Below are 19,486 nucleotides of genomic sequence, written 5' to 3'. Positions count from 1 at the left end.
GCCATATGAACGAGCCAGTAGCCGACGGTTTCATTGCTGTGTTGGTGCTTGATGATCACCAAATGGTGATTGAGGGCGTGAAGACACTGTTGAAATCAAAGCCCAATATCCGGGTGGTAGCCGAAGCAAATCGGGGGGCTGATGCGCTGCAGTTGCTACTTAAGCACCCAGAAGTGCGGGTAGTACTCACCGACCTGAGTATGCCTCAAATGTCAGGGCTGGAGTTTATTCGGGCGGCGCGTGAAGTCAACGAGAATCTGCGCATCGTGGCGCTGAGCATGTTCTTTGACCAAGCATCCGTCACCGACGTGCTTAACGCTGGCGGCTGTGGCTACATGCTCAAGAGTTTGGGCCCGGATGAGCTAATCCATGCTATTGAGCAAGTGGCTTCGGGCCACACATACTTTAGCCCGGAGGTAGGCTCAATGCTGCTGCAAAATATGGAGCTTGCTACTCTGAGGCCAACTCCTACAGTAGGTGCCCCTGTGCCCCTGACCCAACGGGAGCGGGAGGTGCTCGAGCTAATCAGTAAAGAGTACTCCAATCATCACATTGCTGAAAAGCTGTTCATCAGCGAACGAACGGTGGAAACGCATCGCAAGAATATCTTAACCAAGACCAACTCTAAGTCGATTATTGGCTTAATTCGCTACGCGCTTCGCTATAAGCTTATACAGTAAATGCAACTTTCTGCATACTCTTAGCCTCTACAGTTTGTGGGGGCTTTTTTTATGCGTTTTGGGCAAAGTTGCCGGTCCTACGATCAAGAATCATTTTAGGTTACGGACTGAGGGTGAGATTTATCCGAATCAATAAAGCCTTTAATTAAGCTTTAAATGCACTATTCGTAGGTAGTATCCGGGCTAGTACGGATGTCAGGTTACGTACTGCCCCAGACATAAAATTACGGGGAAATACGCATTTACATTTGGATATTAAATAGGCTACCTTAGCATCGTTCAAAAAGATGTTTCAATCTTCATAGTTGGCAAACACAGAAATAGAACTTGTTCTTTTCACCAGAGGTATCACTTTCCCTACAATCTCTACACACCAAAATTTCACACTATAAAGCAAACTTACCATGCCGTCCAAGATCCTTTCCTTCATTTGCCACGCTCCCGGAATGATGCCTGGGTCGTATCCATCAGTTCCAACTATGCCTACCTCTCGGTCTGCAGAGCGCAAGGTAGAAGCCAAGAGCACTGCCGCTCCAACTGGCCACTTCGCAGCTATTTATGAGAACGACCGGTTCGTTCGCTTCAAGTACATCAACAATGCTATTAGCTAATTACTGCTTTATGCTTAGGTAACGTTAATCTTATCGATATTTCTTATAGCTACACTTATCATTATCAACCGCCGCTCTTGCCCTAGGCAAGAGCGGCGGTTCTCGTTTGGGACTAAGCAGTTCAGATTTACGCTAACTTGCAGCCCAGTCCATTTAATCGCGTGCATGCTCCCTTCGCCGCTTCGCTTTCTGCTCTTTTTACTGGCCTTCGCTATGGCAGGCCCACTTTTCGCCCAAAACACGCCTTTTATTCCTGATGAGAAGGCTTACTATGGCATTGCCGCCCGTGGTAGCGGCCGGTCGCTGGACGTAGCCAATTCCTCGCTTGAGTCGGGAGCGGCCATGGTGCAGTGGGAGTTTACCCACGCCCCTAGCCAGCAGTGGCGCTTTGTGCGCGTGATGCCCGGCAGCGACTATTTTCGGATTGAAGGTCGCCAAAGCGGTAAATGCCTGACTGTAGATAAACCCGATGAAAATGCCCCCCTAGTGCAGCGGCCCTATACGGGCAGCCTGTACCAGCAGTGGCGCTTGGTGCCGGGCGGGCCGGCGGGCAGCCTGCAACTCATTAGTAAGGGCAACGATCGTTGCATCTCTGTAGCCTCAGCCGATAAGGCGAACGGAACTCCCGTGGTTTCGCAGAAGCCCGCCAACCGAGCTACCCAGCAATGGCGCTTATTCAAGCTTCGTCTGAATGTGGATGCCAGCTTACCCGGCTTTGGACCACCCCAGGCCTTGAATACCCTGAACACATCTGGCAATGAACTGCAACCCGTACTGGCGCCCGATAACTCGACCTTGTTTTTTGTGCGCACCAAGTTTGCCGGCAATATGGAAGGCAACGCCGAATCGGGAGATATCTGGATGAGCCGCTCCGTGGATCAGGGCCGCACCTGGAACCCGGCCACACGCTTCGATGGGCTCAATACGCCCCAGCACAACGGCGTGATGGCCGTAGTAAAGGATGGTTATTATCTATTGGTGCGCGGCTACTACGAGCGCGACGGTACCTTCCACGATGATGGTATTTCGCGGGCTGCTCGTAATGTGGGGGGCAAAAATGGCAACCGTACTGAGCAGCTGGATATTATCAACTATTACTCCACCGGTACAGCCACTACTTTTTTTCAAACGAACGACGAGAAGGTTCTGCTGCTCTCTTTGGAGCGGCCTGAAGGCTACGGCGGCAACGATATTTATATCAGCCAGCCGGCGGGCAAAGGCTCGTGGTCAGAGCCGCGCAACCTAGGCGACGTAGTGAACTCGCCGGGCTTTGAATTTGCCCCCTGGCTTTCTCCCGATGGCAAAACCCTGTATTTCTCTTCTTGGGGCCACGGGGGCTACGGCAGCGCCGACATCTTCGCCAGCACCCGCCTCGATGACTCCTGGACCAAGTGGAGTGAGCCGCGCAACTTAGGGCCCACGCTCAATGGGCCGGGCTTCGATGCATATTTCAGCCTCACGCCCGACGGCAAACAGGCATACTACGCCGCGTCCCGCACGGCTAACGGCCCTGCCGACTTATTCCGGGTAGAGGTTGGCGTAGTGCCTCCCGACTCGGTGGTGGAAACGGTGCCTGCACCAACCTTTGCTGTGGCCCCACCACGGGCACTGCTTACGGGCCGCGTTATCAATGCCAAAACCCAGCAGGCGGTAGCCGCCGAGGTGAAAATTGCGAGTCTAGGGGGCAATTTCTCGTACAATGCCACCTCGCGCGTAGAGGCCGGCACGGGCACCTATCAGTTTACGTTGCCGCCCGGCCGCTACCGGCTATCGGCGGTAAGCGGAGGGTTCCTGACGGCTACGGACACGCTTACCGTTACGGCACCGCTCACCCGCAACCTCCTTTTGGTGCCCGCTGGAGTCGGCTCACGACTTGAGTTGCCAACGCTAATTTTTGCCCAGGGCAAATACAATCTGCTCGGAGCATCTTACGCGGAGCTGAATCGTTTGGCCGGCACTCTCACCGATAATCCCACGGTAAATATTCGTCTGGAAGGCCACACCGATAACCAAGGGAATGCGGCTCTTAACCAAAAGCTGTCGGAGGATAGGGTGACGGAAGTGAAGCGCTACCTCGTAAGTCGCGGCGTGGCCGAGGATCGAATCAGCACCGTAGGGTACGGCGGCACGAAACCGCGCGCCAGCAATGAGCGTGAAGAAACCCGCCGCCTGAATCGGCGCGTGGAGTTTACTATTACCAAGGAGTAAACTCGATTTTCAACTAGGTTTCTAGCTTATTATACTGATGTGTATGCGTCGGTAGAGTAGGGGATACGTTGGCTATTGCGTACCAAAAATGCCCCCCAGCGGCGCGTGTACGTATGTTAGCGCGAGAACAACGTTAGCCAGTGCAGCTTATCACATGAAAGCAACCATTCTGCGCCAGTTTGATTTGCCCGACCTGCCCTCGGCGTCAGGGGTAGAAGTGGTTGGCGACACGGCCTATATCATCGGCGACGATTCGCCTTTTCTCTATTGTTTCGATGCCCGGGCCCTTAAGCCTAACGGCCGTATCACCCTCTTCGAAACGGTGCATTTTAGCTCCGGCCGTTTGCCCAAAAACCTTAAGCCTGACTTGGAGTGCCTAACAGCCGTACCCGCAGCCGGCGGCGACACGGCCCTGCTCGTGTGTGGGTCGGGAGCTACAGCGGAGCGGGAGAAGGGATTCTGGGTGACGCTGCCCAAGCAAGCGGGTGCCGGAGCGGCAGTATATCCTCTGTCTCTGAGTACTTTATATACTGCACTTCGTAAGGCCTTGCCTAAGAGCGTCGTGTTGAATCTGGAGGCTGCGGCCGCCACCACTACAGAGCTGCTGCTTTTTCAACGCACCGTGGGCTCGGGCGCGGGAAATCTGTTATTTCGGCTGCCTTTGCAACAGGCATTAGACTTCATTCAGCATCGTTCGAGCCAGCTGCCGAGTATTCAAACGCAGTTTTATCAATTGCCTAGCATCGCAAAGATACCAGCTGGCTTCTCCGGAGCCACTACGCACAAGGGCAAGCTGTTTGTAACGGCCTCCGTAGAAGATACCAGCGACCCCGTAGCCGATGGTGAAGTGCTAGGCAGCTTCGTAGGCATGCTGGACCTGGCGCAGCGTTCCGACCGACCTCTACAGACGCGCTTCACCCAACTGATTATACCCAATGGCCAACCCTACCGCGGCAAGGTAGAAAGCATAACCGTGCGCCGAGAAATTGCCCCCCAACGCTACGAATTGCTGCTCGTCACCGACGATGATGCAGGCGGCTCCACCGCCGTGCTCGTGGAATTGGAGGCTTAGCGACCAATTGCCTAAACCCTAAGGCAGGATTCGTAGTTAAAAAATCCGGCCGTACTTATTTCGGTCGTTAAGTATCCATTCTTGTTTATCTGAACAATGCCAACCACCACTAAAAACTGGTTTATCACGGGCGTAAGCACGGGCTTCGGTGCTTCGCTGGCCGAATTGCTTTTACAAAAAGGCGACAAAGTAGCCGCCACCTTCCGCCAACAGCAACAAGCCGACGAGTTCACCCAAAAAGCCGGCGATAATGGCCGCGGCTTCGTCTGCGACGTGACAAATGAAGCTGAGGTAAAACAGGCTGTCGCTGACGCTGTGCAAGCTCTCGGCCACCTCGACGTGATTGTGAATAACGCGGGTTACGGCTCCCTGGGCAGCATCGAGGAAATTACCGCCGAGGAAGTTCACCGCCAATTCGACGTGAATGTATTCGGCCCGCTGCATGTCCTACGAGCCGTGTTGCCTCACTTGCGCGAACGCAAAAGCGGCCACGTAATCAATATCACCAGCATTGGGGGGCTAAAAACCTTCCCTGGCGTAGGGGTTTATAATGCCTCGAAGTTTGCGCTTGAAGCTATTGGCGAAAGCCTGGCTCAGCAGGTAGGGCCGTTGGGAATAAAAGTGACCAACATTGAGCCCAGCGGCTTCCGCACCGACTGGGCCGGCCGTTCCGCCAGCTTCGTCGATACTCAGATTGAGGACTACCGAGCCACGGTTGGCGAAAACCTCAAAGGCATTCAGAGCTACAGCGGCCGCCAGCCTGGCGACCCCGACCGCGCCTCCCAAATCATGTATGACCTCGTGCGCCAGGAGAACCCGCCGCTGCACCTGCCCCTAGGCAAAGCAGCCGTGAAAGGTGCCCGCGACAAATTTACCGGTTTGGTCAAGGAGCTAGAAGAGGTAGCTGAAATTGGTAATTCAGCCGACTTTCCAGAAGGCGCTTAATATTATATACAAGCAATGCAAAAAGCCCGGGAGCAACCAGCTTCCGGGCTTTTTGCATTGCTCAAAAGCATTGGAAGCTAGTATTTCGTATTTGCTTCAATTGCTCTCGGGTTAGATATTTTTTGAGTTATGGGCAGCGGGCGCATACGCTACCTATGCCAACTGGCGCGCTCTTTTTGAAGAGACTTTTTGTCGCTGCACTTAATCAACAAGACACGCTAAAAGGCGATTTTTCCACTTTAGTAGCATCAGTTGATATGGGACAACAACTGGCCAGAAAAGCCATTGAACAAGGCTCGTATTAATTATTTGGCTACCAATTATATATAGAAAAGCGCCACAGCTATGAAGAAAGGGGCAATGATAAAATGATTAAAGTAGTTTCCTTATTTATATAGAGATAGTTATAAATATTATATGTAATATTAAAAAACAGTTGCTTTTACGCGTTACCAATTTACTGTTCATTACCAAAGGTCTGGGACGGCTGTGGCTGCCCAGATTTTTCTTTTTTATCCATATACCCCTCACCCCAATTCCCATTAGCATGAAAAATCGTTACCTCCAAACCAGTGGGCTACTCGGCCTGCTATTGCTGGCTAGTCCTGTCTTCGGGCAAAACTATGAGCAGATCGCCAAGCAAATCGTCAACACCTCTGCTGGCGTCAAGCCTGGGGAGCTGGTAATGATTACGGGCGGTAAGCATACCCTGCCGCTGATGGAAGCTATTGCAGTGGAAGTAGCTCGTGCGGGGGGACAGCCGAATATGCTGCTGAATACGGACAAAGTAGCCCGTGCCACTAGCGTAGAAATGCCAGAATCAGCGATTCAAGCCTCGAAATCCAGTAACTGGCTATTAGGGGCTGATGTCCTCATCTCCCTACCTGGTGTAGAAGACACCAAAGCTGTACTCGCAGGTACAACGCCGGAACGCCAAGCCAAATTCAGTAAAGTGGCGGCCGAAGCCGGCGTAAACCAAAAGCTGGATGCCACCAAATTGCGGGGTGTCTCGGTAACCTTCCCTAGTAAGAGCTTTGCGGCGAATCAACAGATGGACTACGCGAGCTATGAACAGATGGTTTGGGCGGGTATTGGCACTGATTATGCGGCCATTTCAGTCCAAGCGCAACAAATCAAACAGTTGCTAGCGACAGGTAAAAAAGTCCATATTACCTCTCCCTCGGGCACAGACCTGACCTTTCAGCTTGCTGCTCGCCCGATGTTTGTTGACGATGGCGTGCTAACCGCCGCCGATCAGCAGGAAAAGATGATTCTGAACCGCACGGTGGCCCTGCCTGGGGGACGGATCTATGGTACCTGCCAGGAGACCTCCGGCACGGGCCGGTTAGTGGCCTCCCCCAGCACGTGGAATGGCAAACCGTTTCAAGGCTTCAAGGCTGAGTTTAAAGGTGGGCAGATGACGAACGCGAAGGCTGAAGTGGGGGACGAAGATTTTCAGAAGTGGTTGGCGCTGAATGATGCTAGCCTGATGAAGCTCGGCTATTTTTCAATCGGCTTGAACCCGGCCATGAAGGTGCAGGAGCAGAAAGGCTATACCCCGGCTACGGCTGCGGGTATGGTGCTAGTAGGTGCTGGAGGCAATGAACTGCAGGGCGGGCAAAACAAGGGTGGCACTGGCATTAATCTCGCCATCGCCAACGCGACAGTGGAAGTGGACGGCCAAGTAATTGTCCGCAACGGCCAACTCGTGTCGCCGACTACGGCCAAAGCCGCCTCCGGAGGCAAGAAAATGCAGAAGTAAGGTAGTCAATTGCCGTTCGAAGCCCCACACCCTCTAGCTGAGGATGTGGGGCTTTTAGTATTAGCCGATTGTATTGAGACTAGAATACCTTAACTCCCACGTAAAGCACCTTTAATCCGCATCTGAACCCGCTGCAACGCCCAGCGTTACTTGGCTCAACTCTGCCTTATAGGTCCGCCAATCGGGCATAAACTGGTCCATAAATCCCCAAAAGCGGGCGTTGTGGTAGCGCTCATGCAGGTGCACCAACTCGTGCACTACCACGTATTCCAAGCAGAGTGGGGGGCGTTTTATCAGCTCCAGATTGAGCCAGATGCGCTTTGCCTGAATATTACAGGTGCCCCAGCGCGTTTTCATTTGCTTTACACCCCAAGCTGTGGCTTGCTTTCCTACAACTGGCTCCCACTTAGCAAGCAACGCTGGCAACTGCTCTTTCAAGCGCGCCCGATACCAAGCTGTTAGCACGCTTTCGCGCTGCTCCTTAGAAGCGTCTTGTGGTATGGATAACTCCAGAAACTGCTCATCCCGAATGGCCACGCGTGGCCGCCCTTCGCTTCGAGTACTTGCAGTTGATAGGCCTTGCCTTGAAAAAAATGCGCCTCGCCCGATACGTAGGCAAGCGCCACGGGCCGCTCACGCGCCGCAAATTTTGCCTGGTGCTTCAGAATCCAGACTCGCCGGGCTATTACAAATTCTTCGATGGTACTGGCAGCCATGCGCAATGGAGCTGCCACGCGTACTTTGCCATCGGGGGCATATACCGTCAGGCGTAGTGTGCGAATGTTTTTGCGCACTACTTCTATTTGTAGGCCATCGATGTGTATATGTGCCATTCGGAGTGAATGCTTTAAATCACTGAATGCAAAAAGCCTGAAAAATCGCATCCGTTTCCAGATTCTCGATTTCTCAGGCTTTTCGTTTCTGCTACTCTGTACCCAGAGCCGGAGTCGAACCGGCACACCTTGCGGTATTGGTGTTTGAGACCAACGCGTCTACCGGTTCCGCCATCTGGGCTTCACTACGTTCCCACGACTCAGGAACGGGTGGCAAACTTAGCTAGACTTTCGCGAATACGCAACAAGTATCGGCGTTTCAAATAATAGGTGCGCACTTGTTGTAGGGCTTGGGGACGTACATCGGGGGGCAAACCGGGGTAGCCAATGAGTACTGGCTCGATGCCCGCGTCGAGGGTTGCGGCTATGGCATTCACCTCATTCTCAACACTCGCCACCACATTGGGATCGGGCTCCATCTCTAGCTCCATCAGCTGTTCGTTCAGCTCCATTACCTCCATTAAAAAATCGGAAGGAATTTCCTGTTTGCCTTCTTCCAGCAGATTATGGCGGCCAAGAATGTAGGCCATGCGCTGATCGGGGTCGGAGAGAGTGCGGTAGGCGTTGGTGTTTTGAGTGGCCAGATGCAGAATTTCCTGCTGACGCTCCGCTGGTGCAGTAGCGTGAAAATCGGGGTGAAACTCGCGGCTGAAGGCGTAATACTTCTGTTTTAAAGTAGCTTCATCCAGCTGAAAGGATTCGGGTAAGTCGTAGAATTTAAAGTAATCAGTCATGAATTGCGGAGTTGGGAAATGGCTTGAACCTAGCTCATTCATTAGAAACAAAGAGAAGCCATAATTGGCCTACCCAAGCTGGCTATGGGGCAACAGGATGTACGGAGAAGGCTTGTGCTGGGGCTGCAAACAAGGCCTTAGTAGCTGGCCAAACTTCGCCAAATAGCGCTGACTTACGATAAACGTTGAGCGCCTCCTCTGATTCCCAATGGCTATAGGTGCAATAGATATGAGGCGTATTAGCATCTTGCCACAGCTCTAAATGTTGACAACCCGGCATCTGGCGAATTCGAGTTTCGGTGGCCCGAAAAAGCTGTAAAAAGGCAGGGATGTTTTCTGACGCAAACGTCATGCGCACGATTCGGATAAGCATAGGTGAGAATGGCTTTTTAAGAAACAAGAAATGCCCCCCAAAGGAAGGCATTTTGTAGTATGACACGTTGGCTGATTCAATTTAACATAATATATAAACAAAATATTATGTGCCTTAGGAGGCTCAAATCGCCCTTTTGCTAGAGTTTATTATTAGCTTTTAGTCGCTTAAATATTACTTAATTTGAGTCAAGTGTAAAGCGTACATCTACCTGCGAATCGAAATAGAGTCCCAGCAATTCGGCTGCATTACCTTGGTTAATGCCAATGCAAAGTACTTCTTGGCTGTTATAAATGCACACCGCTTCGCCAGGCGCGGTAGCTTGAAAGTGGGGGGCAATTTCGCGCACGGTTTCGCGAGCAAAATGTACGGCGCAGGCGCGGCCGTGGCCTACTGCTTCAATGGCGGTGCGGGTGATGTTGGTAATGAGGTTGCCGTAATGATCCACATGCACCACGTGGCCCGTGATGCGGTGATCCTGGATGCGCAGCTGACGATTGAGCAGCTGATATAGCTCTGTAGTAAGAGGGCCAAGATCTTCGAGTGAACCGCCCTGGGCTAGATGAACGGCGGCCGGCGCTAGAATATCGCGGGTAGGAGAGGGCGTATCCTGGGCGGGCAGGCGCACGACATCGGCCGGGCGGCCATCGGTGAGCAGAGTAAGCAGGCCGTTATCGGCGGCCAGAAAATAATGACCTTCAAACTGTACGGCATGCCACCGCCCCAGCGCTCCACCGTAATCATTGATACCTAGCAAGTGCACTGTGCCTCGCGGAAAATCACGAAATACCGCATTTAGAACGTGTAGGGCGTGCGCGATGTTAAAGGGTTCAATAGCATGTGAAATGTCCATTACGGGCTGCGTAGGGGCCAATTGCAGTAGGCGCGCCTTCACGGCGGCTACGTAATGGTCGCGGTAGCCAAAATCGGACAGAAACGTAATCAACCCCATTGCCGGAAATCCTGAGTTCTTCGTACTATTGTTTGACCCCGTTGTAAGCTGGGGTGGGGGCGGCAAAAGTAGGCATTTGCTCCTACCAACGCCCTACCGCTTGTTTTTTTATCCTCTTCTTCGCCTTAAAGCACTCATAATTTGGTCGAGAAAATCATCACCCTCGAAAATGTCTCCCTCGTCGAGTTCCTCGGACCCGACAACCAGAACATACGCCAGCTGGCGGCCGCTTTTCCCGGCAGCAAAATCATCAGCCGCGGTAACGAAATAAAAATCCAGGGCCAGACGCCTGTCATTGCCCGCATTAACGAAATTTTGTCATCGCTCATTGAGCACTACCACCAGTACGGCGCCATCACCGACCGCAACGTGACCGAGTACATTGCTGCCGCCGATGATGAGCAGCAAGAGCGCATTATCGCTACAGCCTCCGTAGCCGATGTAATTGTGTTCGGGGCCAAAGGTGGCGTTATCAAGGCCAAAACTCCCAACCAGCAGAAGCTGGTGGATACGGTCATGAAGCACGATTTGACCTTTGCGCTAGGGCCGGCTGGTACGGGCAAAACCTACGTGTCGGTGGCGCTGGCCGTTCGGGCGCTCAAGAACAAAGAGGTCAAGAAAATCATCATCTCGCGGCCCGTAGTAGAGGCCGGCGAAAGTCTGGGCTTCTTGCCCGGCGATATGAAGGAGAAGGTTGATCCGTATCTGCGCCCAATTTATGACGCCTTGGAGGACATGATTCCGGCTGAAAAGTTGAAGTTCTACCAGGAAAATAAGATCATCGAAATTGCTCCCTTAGCCTACATGCGCGGCCGAACGCTGAACAATGCGTTTGTGCTGCTGGATGAAGCCCAGAATACGACGCCTTCTCAGCTCAAGATGTTCTTGACCCGGATGGGCCCGACCGCGAAGGTGATGGTAAACGGCGACCGTAGTCAGATTGACTTGCCCACCAAGCAGAAATCAGGTTTGCTACAAGCACTTGATATTCTGCGCGATGTGCGCGGTATTGGCTTCGTGGAAATGACCGCGGAGGACGTAGTGCGTCACCGCCTAGTGAAGGAAATAGTGTATGCCTACGACCGCTACGATATACAGACGCAGCGCGACCAGGCTACCCGCCCCGCCCGCGACCTCTACCGCCCGCACCCGGATTCGCGGCCTGAGTCAGATTTTCCGCCTATCAATAATGCGAGCCTGCCCGTCAACCACGAGCAGCAGATGTAGAGCATAGTTTTTGAGCTCTATTAGCGCGGATGCTTTTGAAAAAAGCTGTCTCCTTATGGAGGCAGCTTTTTTTGTTCCGTGTACCTTCGCTTACGAAGCAGTAGTGCCCAAACTGCCATTTGCTCGCACCAGCGAAAACAGCTTAAAACCGCCACCCACGTGATTACCGCCGAAAGAGTTACTGACCTGCGCGACCTTGATGACGCCTTTACCATTCGCGAAACCGTGTTTGTACACGAGCAAGGCGTACCCCTGAACGACGAATATGACGAGCACGACCGCACCGACGCTACTCATTATTTAGCCCGCTCTGCCGACGGCACGCCCTGCGGCGCGGCCCGCTGGCGTCCCACTGAGAAAGGCGTGAAGTTGGAGCGGTTCGCCGTACTCGCTGACTACCGCAACCAGCAAGTAGGCGCCGCACTGCTGCACCGCGTGCTGGAAGATGCTCGCGCTGCCTACCCGGAGGCCACGCTGTATTTGCACGCTCAATTACGAGCTATTCCCTTTTATGAGCGCCACGGGTTTGAGAAAGTGGGCGAGCAGTTTACGGAATGTGATATTGAGCATTATAAGATGATTTGGCGCGGCACACCAACGGCATAGACCGCCGTATCGTTGGCAGCATATATTTATGAAAAGTCCTTCCCACGTAAAGTCGGAAGGACTTTTGCTTTCTGAAAAAGCCCCCAGATGCTATAGATAATACCAGTGGGTAATTTAAATTTTTATCAGTTATCAGTGGCCGCGGCTATCAAAATTTCTTGGTGGATTATTGCTCAATTATCTGGTCATGAAGAGTCAGCTTAAGTGGGCTCCTTTGGCTTTTGTGCGGCTGGTTGTTGCGTTAGCGGCGGGCATTCTGACTTATTTGTATGTCGGCCAAACGCTGCCTGAACTGCTGCCCTGGCTTCTGGGGGGCTTTTTTCTAATCGTTATTGGGCAATGGTTGGCTGCACGACGTGGTTCAGCCGGAGCAAACGATGCGGTGGGTATGCTGTCGTTGGCTGTCGTGTTTCTGGCGGGGCTTACTAGCGCTCAGCTGGCTACGGAGTCGCGGAGGGCCAGCCATTTAAGTCAGCTGCATGGCCCCGTAGAATTTTTTCGGGCAGTAGTTGATGAGAACCCCGTGGTGCGGCCCGCTACGTACGCTACTACATTGCGCCTGTCGGCGGTACGCGTAACGGGGCGCTGGCAAACGGCGATAGGCGGCATTCGTGTTTCGGTACCGCGCGAAGAAGGCGTAGCTGCGCCGCGCTACGGGGAAGTGTGGTTGGTGCGAGGGCAGCCCGCGCCCGCCAAAGCACCCCTCAATCCCGGCGAGTTCGATTATCGGCGCTATCTGGGTTACCATCAAATCTATCATCAGCAGTTTATCCATCCCGACCAATACCGTCAAATCGACTTTTTGCCCCCCAGCTATCTGCGCGCTGTTAGTTTGCGGGTGGCGCAGGTACTCGATGGTGTATTTAGGCGCTATATCACGGCCAAGCGCGAATATGCGCTGGCCTCGGCGCTGGTCTTGGGCCTAAAGGATGATATTGACTCGGAAACCAAGCAGGCCTACGCCAACACCGGTACTACGCACATTATGGCCGTGTCGGGCTTGCAGGTGGGCTTGCTGTTTGGATTGATTACCTGGGCGTTACGCCGGTTGTTTGGGGGCACTCCTGGGTTTCGGTATTGGTCGGCAGGCGTGGGGCTGCTGGTTATCTGGAGCTACGCGTTTATCACGGGATGCTCGGCCTCGGTGCTGCGGGCGGCTGTGATGTTTAGCTTCATCATAGTAGCGCGAGTTTCAGAGCGACAAAGCACGATGTATAATACGTTGGCGGTGGCCGCTTTTGTACTGCTCTGCTACGATCCTTACTTGCTGGCTGATGTTGGCTTTCAACTCTCCTTTTTGGCCGTGCTCAGCATTGTATATCTACAGCCGCGCATTGCTGGCTGGATAGACTTTCAGGAGTGGGCCGCCCGCCGGCAGCGCCCCTGGCAGCCTTACTTAGTTCGCCGGTTGTGGCAAACTAGCGGCTGGGCAGCCGACTGGATATGGCAGGCAACCGCCCTGACCTTAGCGGCGCAGGTAGCGACGTTTCCTTTGGGGCTGTATTATTTCCACCAGTTTCCGCTCAGCTTCCTGCTGTCCAATCTGGTGGCCGTGCCGCTGTCGTCGGGGGCGCTGTATGTGGGCCTGGGGTTGCTGGCTATTACTGGCATTACACATGGTGTTAGCGCACTGGTGCCGGCTTTTGCTTCGGGGCTTGATGTAGTGCCGCGTGTGGTCGCAGTTCTGCTAGAAAATATCATCTGGGCTTTCAACGAATATATCTTCTGGATTGGGCGTCAGATGCCGCATGCCCTTATTAGCGGCGTTCAATTAACGGCGCCCCAAACCTGGCTATTGTTTGCAGTTATTATTTTGGTGCTCCTGTTTTTGGCCGTCAAACGCCTTGCTTGGCTGAGCTTGGCCTGCGCGTTGCTGGGTGTGTTTGCTGGTAGCCGCGTGTGGGCAGCACACCGCATAAGTACGGATGAGGAGCTGATAATCTACAGCATTCCGCGTCGCTCGGTGTGTGGCTTCTGGCAAGGAGCGTCCGCTGACATTGTAACCGTCGATTCGCTACCGCTTTCGGAAACCGAGCGAACCTACCGAATTATGCCTGGCGCTATTCAACGAGGTGCGCGTCGTGTAAGCTATCATCGGGGCTGGCAGGCAGCGAACGTGCCGGCTACTTTGCAGGCCGATGATGGCCTAGTGCTAGTAGTATGGCGTGGCCTGCGGCTGGCTTTCGTGACAGGACATCTTAGCTCCGCTCGCCAACCCTGGCCGGTAGACGTAGTAGTCCTGCGCCAAAATGCCCGCATGCGGCCGGACGAGCTGGCGGCTGTATTCGGAAAAAAGCCCCCCATCGTCTTCGATTCTTCGTGCCGGAGCTGGTATGTGGCCCGCCAGGATTCGGTGCTGCGCGAGGCAGGTTTCCGCACGCATGATGTAACTGCGCAGGGAGCTTTTCGACAGCAGCCGAGGCAGTAAAATTCGAAAAACCAGCGGCGGCCTCACCCTGTTTCGCTTCTTTTACCGCACCATTTTTGTTAGGTTTGATTACCGCGCCGGCTCATTGGCGCCTGGGGGGCTTTTCTCCGTTCCTCGGCGCTGCCCGTACAATGCTAATCCCAACGACCATGGAAAACACACCAACCGAGGACCTGCAAGCCCTGCGCTACATTCGTTATGAGTGCCAGGAAGCCATAGGATATATCACGCTCAACCGCCCTGAAAAGCGCAATGCCCTCAACTCTGATATGGTATCGGAGCTGAAGCTGGCCTTTGAATACGCCGAAGACGACGAGACCTGCAAAGTGGTGGTGCTGCGTGCCACCGGTGACGCGTTCTGTGCCGGCGCCGACCTAGCATATATTCAGGATCTTCAGGGGTTCAGCTATACCGATAACCTGTCGGACTCCACGCACCTAATGCAGCTTTTCCATCAGATTTATACCCTGAAAAAGGTCGTTGTTGCTCAGGTGCAGGGACATGCCTTAGCCGGTGGCTGCGGCCTGGCCAGCATCTGCGACTTTGCATTTGCGGTGCCCGAAGCCAAGTTTGGCTATACTGAGGTCAAAATAGGGTTCCTGCCCGCCATTGTGAGCGTGTTCTTGCTTCGTAAAATCGGCGAGGCCCGTACCAAGCATCTGCTGCTCACCGGCGACGTTATTTCGGCCCAGGCGGCGGTTGATTTTGGCCTGATCAATTTTCTGGCTCCCAAAGAAGAGTTGGCCGACAAGGTGCGCACGTTTGCGCGCCGACTTTGTGTCGAAAACTCAAGGCAGAGTATGGAAATGACGAAGGAGATGCTGGCCCGCATCCCTGAAATGCCCCTGGAGGATAGTTTGCGCTATGCTGCGCAGATGAATGCCGAGGCTCGCGGCTCCAACGACTGCCGCCGGGGTATTGCTGCCTTTTTGAGTAAGGAGAAAATAACCTGGGAAGATGCAGATGCTAATGTGAGAAGTTGAGGGGGCTGTATTATTTCTAAACTCATCAGTTAGAGTTCAGACGCACCTTTTAAACATCCCTCTTCCTCCTCGGTTAACCCCCTATGACACTACTGGCAGCCGCTGCCGTAACGACGGCCACCTTTCTGGGAATGGAATTCGTTGCTTGGTTTATGCACAAGTACGTGCTTCATGGCGCACTATGGTTTTTGCATCGTTCGCACCATGTGCGCCATCCGCACCGCTTTGAGCGCAACGACTTCTTCTTTCTGTTTTACGGCTCCCTGTCAATGGGATTTATAATGTACAGTTCGGAAACGAAGGATTGGCCCTTTTGGGTAGGAGTAGGTATAGCGGCCTACGGTACCGTTTATTTTTTCGTGCACGATGTCCTGATTCATGGTCGTCTGCGGTTTTGGCGCAAATCGCGCAGCAAATATCTGCGTGCCCTCAATATGGCCCATAAGATGCATCACAAAACCAGCGCCCGCGACGGCTCCGAGGAGTTTGGGATGTTATGGGTATCACCAAAGTATTTTGCATTGGCCCGCCGCAAAAAAATTAATAATTAACCTCTGATTATTAATTATAGCCGTGGGACAGTTCTCAATCAGTGACCTGGAAAATCTTTCAGGTATTAAGGCGCCCACCATCCGCATGTGGGAACAGCGTTACAATGTGCTGCGTCCCGAACGAACAGCTACCAACATCCGGACGTATTGCGACGCCGATTTGCGTCGCCTGCTCAACGTAGCTACCCTATGTAGCCGGGGCCATCGTATTTCGCAGGTTGCCCGGCTTAGCGAGGAGGAATTGGGGCAGGCCGTGTTGGCCGGCTCTGACGACCCGCATGATTATGCGCGCCAAGTGAATGCGCTATTGGCCGCCATGCTCGAAATGAATGAGCAACAGTTGGCAAAAGTGCTAACCGCCACCATTCGTCAGCTAGGCTTCGAGACGGCCATCATGTACGTAGTGTACCCGTTTCTGCAGCGTATCGGCCTTTTGTGGCAGGCGGGGAGTGTCAATCCGGCGCAGGAACACTTAGTTACTAATCTGCTGCGGCAGAAAATGCTGGTTGCTACCGACAACTTACCGCTGGTCGCACCGGCTACTACGCGGCGCTGGGTGCTGTTTCTACCCGAGGGTGAACTGCATGAGTTAGCGCTCCTATTTATGAATCATGCGCTGCGCTCCCGGGGCCACCATGTACTGTACTTGGGGCAGAATATGCCGCTCAATGATCTAGAGTTAGTTTATAGTACATATAAACCCCACGCTGTTTGCTGCGTGATGACCGCGCGACCTGAGCGCGACCATGTGCAGGCGTACGTGAACGAGTTGGCGCGACTTTGCCCCGAAAGCGAATTGTTTCTGTATGGAAGCCAGGCCCAGCATCAGGAAATACAATTGCCCCCCAGAGCTGCCCGCCTCCGTCTGATGACCGACTTTTTGGCCCTCGCCGACGAGCGACGCCATTAAGCAGGACCGTACGTCTTGAACACGTGCGTTTTAGTAAAAAATATTTGCTGAAAAACAGAAAACTGCGAGCTACAAGCAGCTTATTTCTCGCTCTATTCTGTTGCAGAACTCCAACGTGAGAAAATAGGGGTTGGTCTGGCAAAGTGCCCGGTTTAACAGCCAAATTCGGGCGAAGAGCGATTTTGCATCCGGTAATACTACCTGATTATCAGCTCCTTCGTACATTGTCATAGCGTAAGCAAGTATTGAAGACCCAAGAAAATAGTTACCTCAAAACTATCCGACTTTAAAATCTTCTCGTATATTTGTTTAACTTTTTGCCACGAAAAGCTAAACAGTATGACCTCTCTGGAATTCACCAATCAAGTACAAAAGATTTCCTATTCGCTGAAGCCCGTGGCGATGAACCTGACCCGCGATGCTGACGATGCAAAGGACCTAGTACAGGAAACTTTACTCAAAGCGTTGTTGAACAAGGACAAGTTCAAGGCTGGGACCAATTTGAAGGCATGGTTGTACACCATCATGCGCAACACCTTCATTAACAACTATAACAAGATCACCAAGCGCAATAGCAATATTGACAGCACGGAGTATTTCCAATACTTCAATACCGACGAGAATTACATTACCCACAATGGTGCTTCGAGCGACTTCGTAGTAACCGACATCAACGAGGCAATTGCCACGCTCTCGGCCGATTATCGTACTCCATTTATGATGTACTATATCGGCTACAAGTACCTGGAGATTGCCGAGAAACTACAGATTCCGATTGGTACCGTTAAAAACCGTATTCACATTGCCCGCAAAGAGCTCAAGCAGGCATTGAAAGTATACGCCCCCGGTGTGTAGAGTATAGGGAGAGATAATACCGCCGCCCGGGCGTACAGCGGGCCGCAGAGTACAAAACCGAAAGGTGGCGTGTCTGCGGCCCGCTTTTTTTATCGCATATTTCGCAGATTACCCCTGAATTTGAGGAGTTAGGTAGCAGTATGGTAAACCTATACCCAGCTCGACGGTATGATAAGGAAGCAGCGCTGACCTGCTTTGCAAAGCGATTATGCACACCCATTCGATCAGCCTAATTTGTGATTTGTGAGTAAACAAGTTTTAGTTATTGGGGCAGGCTTCGCGGGACTGTCGGCAGCTACATCCCTAGCGCAGCGCGGCTACCAAGTCACAGTGCTGGAGAAAAACGAAGGCCCAGGTGGACGGGCACGCGTGTTTCGGGCCGAAGGCTTCACTTTCGATATGGGCCCCAGCTGGTATTGGATGCCCGATGTGTTTGAGCAATACTTCGCTCGTTTTGGGCACCGGGTAGCTGATTTCTATGACTTGGTGCGCCTTGATCCTTCGTACGCCGTCATTTTTGGCGATAACGACTTTCTGGATATTCCGGCAGCTATGCCCGCCATTCGGGCCATGTTTGAGCAACTGGAGCCCGGTAGCGCGGTACAACTCGATGAGTTTTTGCGACAGGCTGCTTATAAGTATGAGGTTGGCATAAACAAATTTGTACACATGCCCGGCCGCTCGTTACTGGAGTTTGCCGACCCACGCCTGCTTGTCGATGCCGTGCGGCTGGATGTGTTGCAGAGTATGAGCCGGCACGTGCGCCGCTTTTTCAAGCACGAGAAGCTCATTAAGCTCATGGAGTTTCCGGTTCTGTTTCTGGGTGCTACTCCCGAAAATACGCCCGCGCTGTACTCACTGATGAACTACGCCGACCTAGCGCTGGGCACGTGGTACCCGCGGGGCGGCATGCACAAGATAGTGGAAGGCATGGTGCAAGTAGCCCAGCAGCAAGGTGTGAAGCTGGAATACAACCAAGAAGTGCAGGAGATACGCGTAGAAAACGGCCGTGCGACGGGCGTGCAAACTGCGGCTGGCTTTCGTGCCGCTGATATTGTAGTAGCTGGCGCCGATTACCATCACGCCGAGCAACAATTATTAGCCCCCCAGCACCGGCACTACGACGAAAAGTATTGGGATTCTCGCACAATGGCGCCTTCGTCGTTGCTGTTTTATCTGGGAGTGAATAAGCGGCTGAAAAACTTACGTCATCACAACCTCTTCTTTGATGAGGACTTTGGCCGCCACGCCCAGGAGATCTATGAGCAGCCGCAGTGGCCCACCAAACCATTGTTTTACGCCTCCTTGCCTTCTCAAACCGACCCCACGGTAGCGCCTGACGGCTGCGAAAACTTGTTCCTGCTAGTGCCCGTTGCCCCAGACTTAGCCGACCCAGAGGAAACCCGCGAGCGGTATTATTACCTGATTATGGATCGCTTGGAGCGACTGACCGGCCAGAGCATCCGCGATGCGGTGATCTATAAGCGCAGCTATGCGCATAGCGACTTCGTGGCCGATTACCATAGCTACAAAGGCAATGCGTATGGTTTGGCTAATACACTCAAGCAAACCGCCATTCTCAAGCCCACGCTGAAAAGTAAAAAGGTAAGTAATCTGTATTTTACGGGGCAGCTTACGGTGCCTGGCCCCGGCGTGCCGCCCTCCCTGATATCTGGGCAGGTAGTGGCCGGGGAAATATTTAAAGAATTCTCAATCGACTAACTGCTCGAACAAATTGCCCCCCAGTCCACTTATG

General features: G+C 53.1%; 20 protein-coding genes and 1 tRNA gene. 15 read left to right on the top strand and 6 right to left on the bottom strand.

All coding sequences use genetic code 11. The features are described 5' to 3' along the window. Positions 1-5 precede the first annotated feature (5 nt). From EPD59_RS15875 to EPD59_RS15855, 7 genes are all read left to right on the top strand, one after another. Positions 6-680, top strand: a complete 675-nt coding sequence (locus EPD59_RS15875; protein WP_133273638.1) for a response regulator — start codon at positions 6-8, stop codon at positions 678-680. Between the two features lie 479 nt (positions 681-1,159). Next, a complete protein-coding gene (locus EPD59_RS23305; protein ID WP_262712904.1) occupies positions 1,160-1,291 on the top strand; it encodes a hypothetical protein in 132 nt (43 codons plus the stop codon). A gap of 213 nt (positions 1,292-1,504) precedes the next feature. Next, the gene (locus tag EPD59_RS15870) at positions 1,505-3,499 is read left to right on the top strand and encodes an RICIN domain-containing protein (RefSeq protein WP_165963628.1); all 1,995 of its coding nucleotides are present in this window, start codon (positions 1,505-1,507) and stop codon (positions 3,497-3,499) included. Positions 3,500-3,653: 154 nt separating this feature from the next. Then, the gene (locus EPD59_RS15865; protein WP_133273636.1) at positions 3,654-4,571 is read left to right on the top strand and encodes a DUF6929 family protein; all 918 of its coding nucleotides are present in this window, start codon (positions 3,654-3,656) and stop codon (positions 4,569-4,571) included. A gap of 96 nt (positions 4,572-4,667) precedes the next feature. Continuing rightward, a complete protein-coding gene (locus EPD59_RS15860) occupies positions 4,668-5,516 on the top strand; it encodes an oxidoreductase (protein WP_133273635.1) in 849 nt (282 codons plus the stop codon). 155 nt (positions 5,517-5,671) lie between these two features. Continuing rightward, positions 5,672-5,821, top strand: coding sequence for a hypothetical protein (locus EPD59_RS21670; protein ID WP_165963627.1), 150 nt, complete (start codon positions 5,672-5,674; stop codon positions 5,819-5,821). A 242-nt stretch (positions 5,822-6,063) separates the two neighbouring features. Continuing rightward, positions 6,064-7,278, top strand: coding sequence for an aminopeptidase (locus tag EPD59_RS15855; protein ID WP_133273634.1), 1,215 nt, complete (start codon positions 6,064-6,066; stop codon positions 7,276-7,278). 111 nt (positions 7,279-7,389) lie between these two features. Here the strand turns inward: EPD59_RS15855 and EPD59_RS21975 are convergent, their stop codons facing one another. The 6 genes from EPD59_RS21975 to EPD59_RS15830 all read right to left on the bottom strand — a co-directional run bounded on the left by EPD59_RS21975 (position 7,390) and on the right by EPD59_RS15830 (position 10,170). Then, the gene (locus tag EPD59_RS21975; RefSeq protein ID WP_205703430.1) at positions 7,390-7,815 is read right to left on the bottom strand and encodes a M48 family metallopeptidase; all 426 of its coding nucleotides are present in this window, start codon (positions 7,813-7,815) and stop codon (positions 7,390-7,392) included. Continuing rightward, positions 7,737-8,111, bottom strand: a complete 375-nt coding sequence (locus tag EPD59_RS23300) for a YgjP-like metallopeptidase domain-containing protein (protein WP_205703429.1) — start codon at positions 8,109-8,111, stop codon at positions 7,737-7,739. Before EPD59_RS23300 ends, EPD59_RS21975 begins: the two co-directional genes overlap by 79 nt. Positions 8,112-8,210: 99 nt before the next feature. Next, positions 8,211-8,292: transfer RNA gene (locus tag EPD59_RS15845), tRNA-Leu, on the bottom strand. Positions 8,293-8,311: 19 nt separating this feature from the next. Then, positions 8,312-8,845 (bottom strand): Fe-S protein assembly co-chaperone HscB, encoded by a 534-nt coding sequence (hscB, locus tag EPD59_RS15840; RefSeq protein WP_133273633.1) that lies wholly within the window; start codon positions 8,843-8,845, stop codon positions 8,312-8,314. Between the two features lie 82 nt (positions 8,846-8,927). Then, positions 8,928-9,197, bottom strand: a complete 270-nt coding sequence (locus EPD59_RS15835) for a putative quinol monooxygenase (RefSeq protein WP_317128537.1) — start codon at positions 9,195-9,197, stop codon at positions 8,928-8,930. Positions 9,198-9,396: 199 nt separating this feature from the next. Further along, positions 9,397-10,170, bottom strand: a complete 774-nt coding sequence (locus tag EPD59_RS15830) for an SAM hydrolase/SAM-dependent halogenase family protein (RefSeq protein ID WP_133273632.1) — start codon at positions 10,168-10,170, stop codon at positions 9,397-9,399. A gap of 141 nt (positions 10,171-10,311) precedes the next feature. Here EPD59_RS15830 and EPD59_RS15825 point away from each other — a divergent pair, with 141 nt between their 5' ends. The 8 genes from EPD59_RS15825 to EPD59_RS15790 all read left to right on the top strand — a co-directional run bounded on the left by EPD59_RS15825 (position 10,312) and on the right by EPD59_RS15790 (position 19,452). Further along, positions 10,312-11,397 (top strand): PhoH family protein, encoded by a 1,086-nt coding sequence (locus EPD59_RS15825; RefSeq protein WP_133273631.1) that lies wholly within the window; start codon positions 10,312-10,314, stop codon positions 11,395-11,397. Positions 11,398-11,475: 78 nt separating this feature from the next. Further along, entirely contained in the window at positions 11,476-12,003 is a 528-nt protein-coding gene (locus EPD59_RS15820; RefSeq protein ID WP_317128383.1) for a GNAT family N-acetyltransferase, read from the top strand. A 187-nt stretch (positions 12,004-12,190) separates the two neighbouring features. Further along, a complete protein-coding gene (locus tag EPD59_RS15815) occupies positions 12,191-14,431 on the top strand; it encodes a ComEC/Rec2 family competence protein (protein ID WP_133273630.1) in 2,241 nt (746 codons plus the stop codon). 149 nt (positions 14,432-14,580) lie between these two features. Continuing rightward, positions 14,581-15,414, top strand: a complete 834-nt coding sequence (locus EPD59_RS15810) for an enoyl-CoA hydratase/isomerase family protein (protein ID WP_133273629.1) — start codon at positions 14,581-14,583, stop codon at positions 15,412-15,414. Between the two features lie 83 nt (positions 15,415-15,497). Beyond that, a complete protein-coding gene (locus EPD59_RS15805) occupies positions 15,498-15,965 on the top strand; it encodes a sterol desaturase family protein (RefSeq protein ID WP_133273628.1) in 468 nt (155 codons plus the stop codon). 22 nt (positions 15,966-15,987) lie between these two features. Next, positions 15,988-16,875, top strand: coding sequence for a MerR family transcriptional regulator (locus EPD59_RS15800; protein WP_133273627.1), 888 nt, complete (start codon positions 15,988-15,990; stop codon positions 16,873-16,875). A gap of 339 nt (positions 16,876-17,214) precedes the next feature. Then, on the top strand, positions 17,215-17,730 hold the full coding sequence (locus EPD59_RS15795; protein ID WP_084444619.1) for a sigma-70 family RNA polymerase sigma factor: 516 nt from the start codon (positions 17,215-17,217) through the stop codon (positions 17,728-17,730). Positions 17,731-17,973: 243 nt separating this feature from the next. Then, positions 17,974-19,452: a phytoene desaturase family protein gene (locus tag EPD59_RS15790; protein WP_133273626.1), complete on the top strand. Its 1,479-nt coding sequence runs from the start codon at positions 17,974-17,976 to the stop codon at positions 19,450-19,452. Positions 19,453-19,486: the final 34 nt, after the last annotated feature.

It is taken from the genome of Hymenobacter radiodurans (assembly GCF_004355185.1).
Lineage (GTDB): Bacteria > Bacteroidota > Bacteroidia > Cytophagales > Hymenobacteraceae > Hymenobacter > Hymenobacter radiodurans.
Note: the sequence above shows the minus strand (reverse complement) of the source record. Positions and strands in the feature narration are given on the sequence as shown.

Excerpts from the sequence above, each read along its gene's own strand:
- EPD59_RS15830 (WP_133273632.1), bottom strand. The coding sequence starts at position 10,170 with ATGGGGTTGATTACGTTTCTGTCCGATTTTGGCTACCGCGACCATTAC.
- EPD59_RS15810 (WP_133273629.1), top strand. The coding sequence starts at position 14,581 with ATGGAAAACACACCAACCGAGGACCTGCAAGCCCTGCGCTACATTCGT.
- EPD59_RS15835 (WP_317128537.1), bottom strand. The coding sequence starts at position 9,197 with ATGACGTTTGCGTCAGAAAACATCCCTGCCTTTTTACAGCTTTTTCGG.
- EPD59_RS15815 (WP_133273630.1), top strand. The coding sequence starts at position 12,191 with ATGAAGAGTCAGCTTAAGTGGGCTCCTTTGGCTTTTGTGCGGCTGGTT.
- EPD59_RS23300 (WP_205703429.1), bottom strand. The coding sequence starts at position 8,111 with ATGGCACATATACACATCGATGGCCTACAAATAGAAGTAGTGCGCAAA.
- EPD59_RS15860 (WP_133273635.1), top strand. The coding sequence starts at position 4,668 with ATGCCAACCACCACTAAAAACTGGTTTATCACGGGCGTAAGCACGGGC.
- EPD59_RS15795 (WP_084444619.1), top strand. The coding sequence starts at position 17,215 with ATGACCTCTCTGGAATTCACCAATCAAGTACAAAAGATTTCCTATTCG.
- EPD59_RS15805 (WP_133273628.1), top strand. The coding sequence starts at position 15,498 with ATGACACTACTGGCAGCCGCTGCCGTAACGACGGCCACCTTTCTGGGA.
- EPD59_RS15870 (WP_165963628.1), top strand. The coding sequence starts at position 1,505 with ATGGCAGGCCCACTTTTCGCCCAAAACACGCCTTTTATTCCTGATGAG.
- hscB (WP_133273633.1), bottom strand. The coding sequence starts at position 8,845 with ATGACTGATTACTTTAAATTCTACGACTTACCCGAATCCTTTCAGCTG.
- EPD59_RS15875 (WP_133273638.1), top strand. The coding sequence starts at position 6 with ATGAACGAGCCAGTAGCCGACGGTTTCATTGCTGTGTTGGTGCTTGAT.
- EPD59_RS15865 (WP_133273636.1), top strand. The coding sequence starts at position 3,654 with ATGAAAGCAACCATTCTGCGCCAGTTTGATTTGCCCGACCTGCCCTCG.
- EPD59_RS23305 (WP_262712904.1), top strand. The coding sequence starts at position 1,160 with ATGCCTACCTCTCGGTCTGCAGAGCGCAAGGTAGAAGCCAAGAGCACT.
- EPD59_RS15855 (WP_133273634.1), top strand. The coding sequence starts at position 6,064 with ATGAAAAATCGTTACCTCCAAACCAGTGGGCTACTCGGCCTGCTATTG.
- EPD59_RS21670 (WP_165963627.1), top strand. The coding sequence starts at position 5,672 with ATGCCAACTGGCGCGCTCTTTTTGAAGAGACTTTTTGTCGCTGCACTT.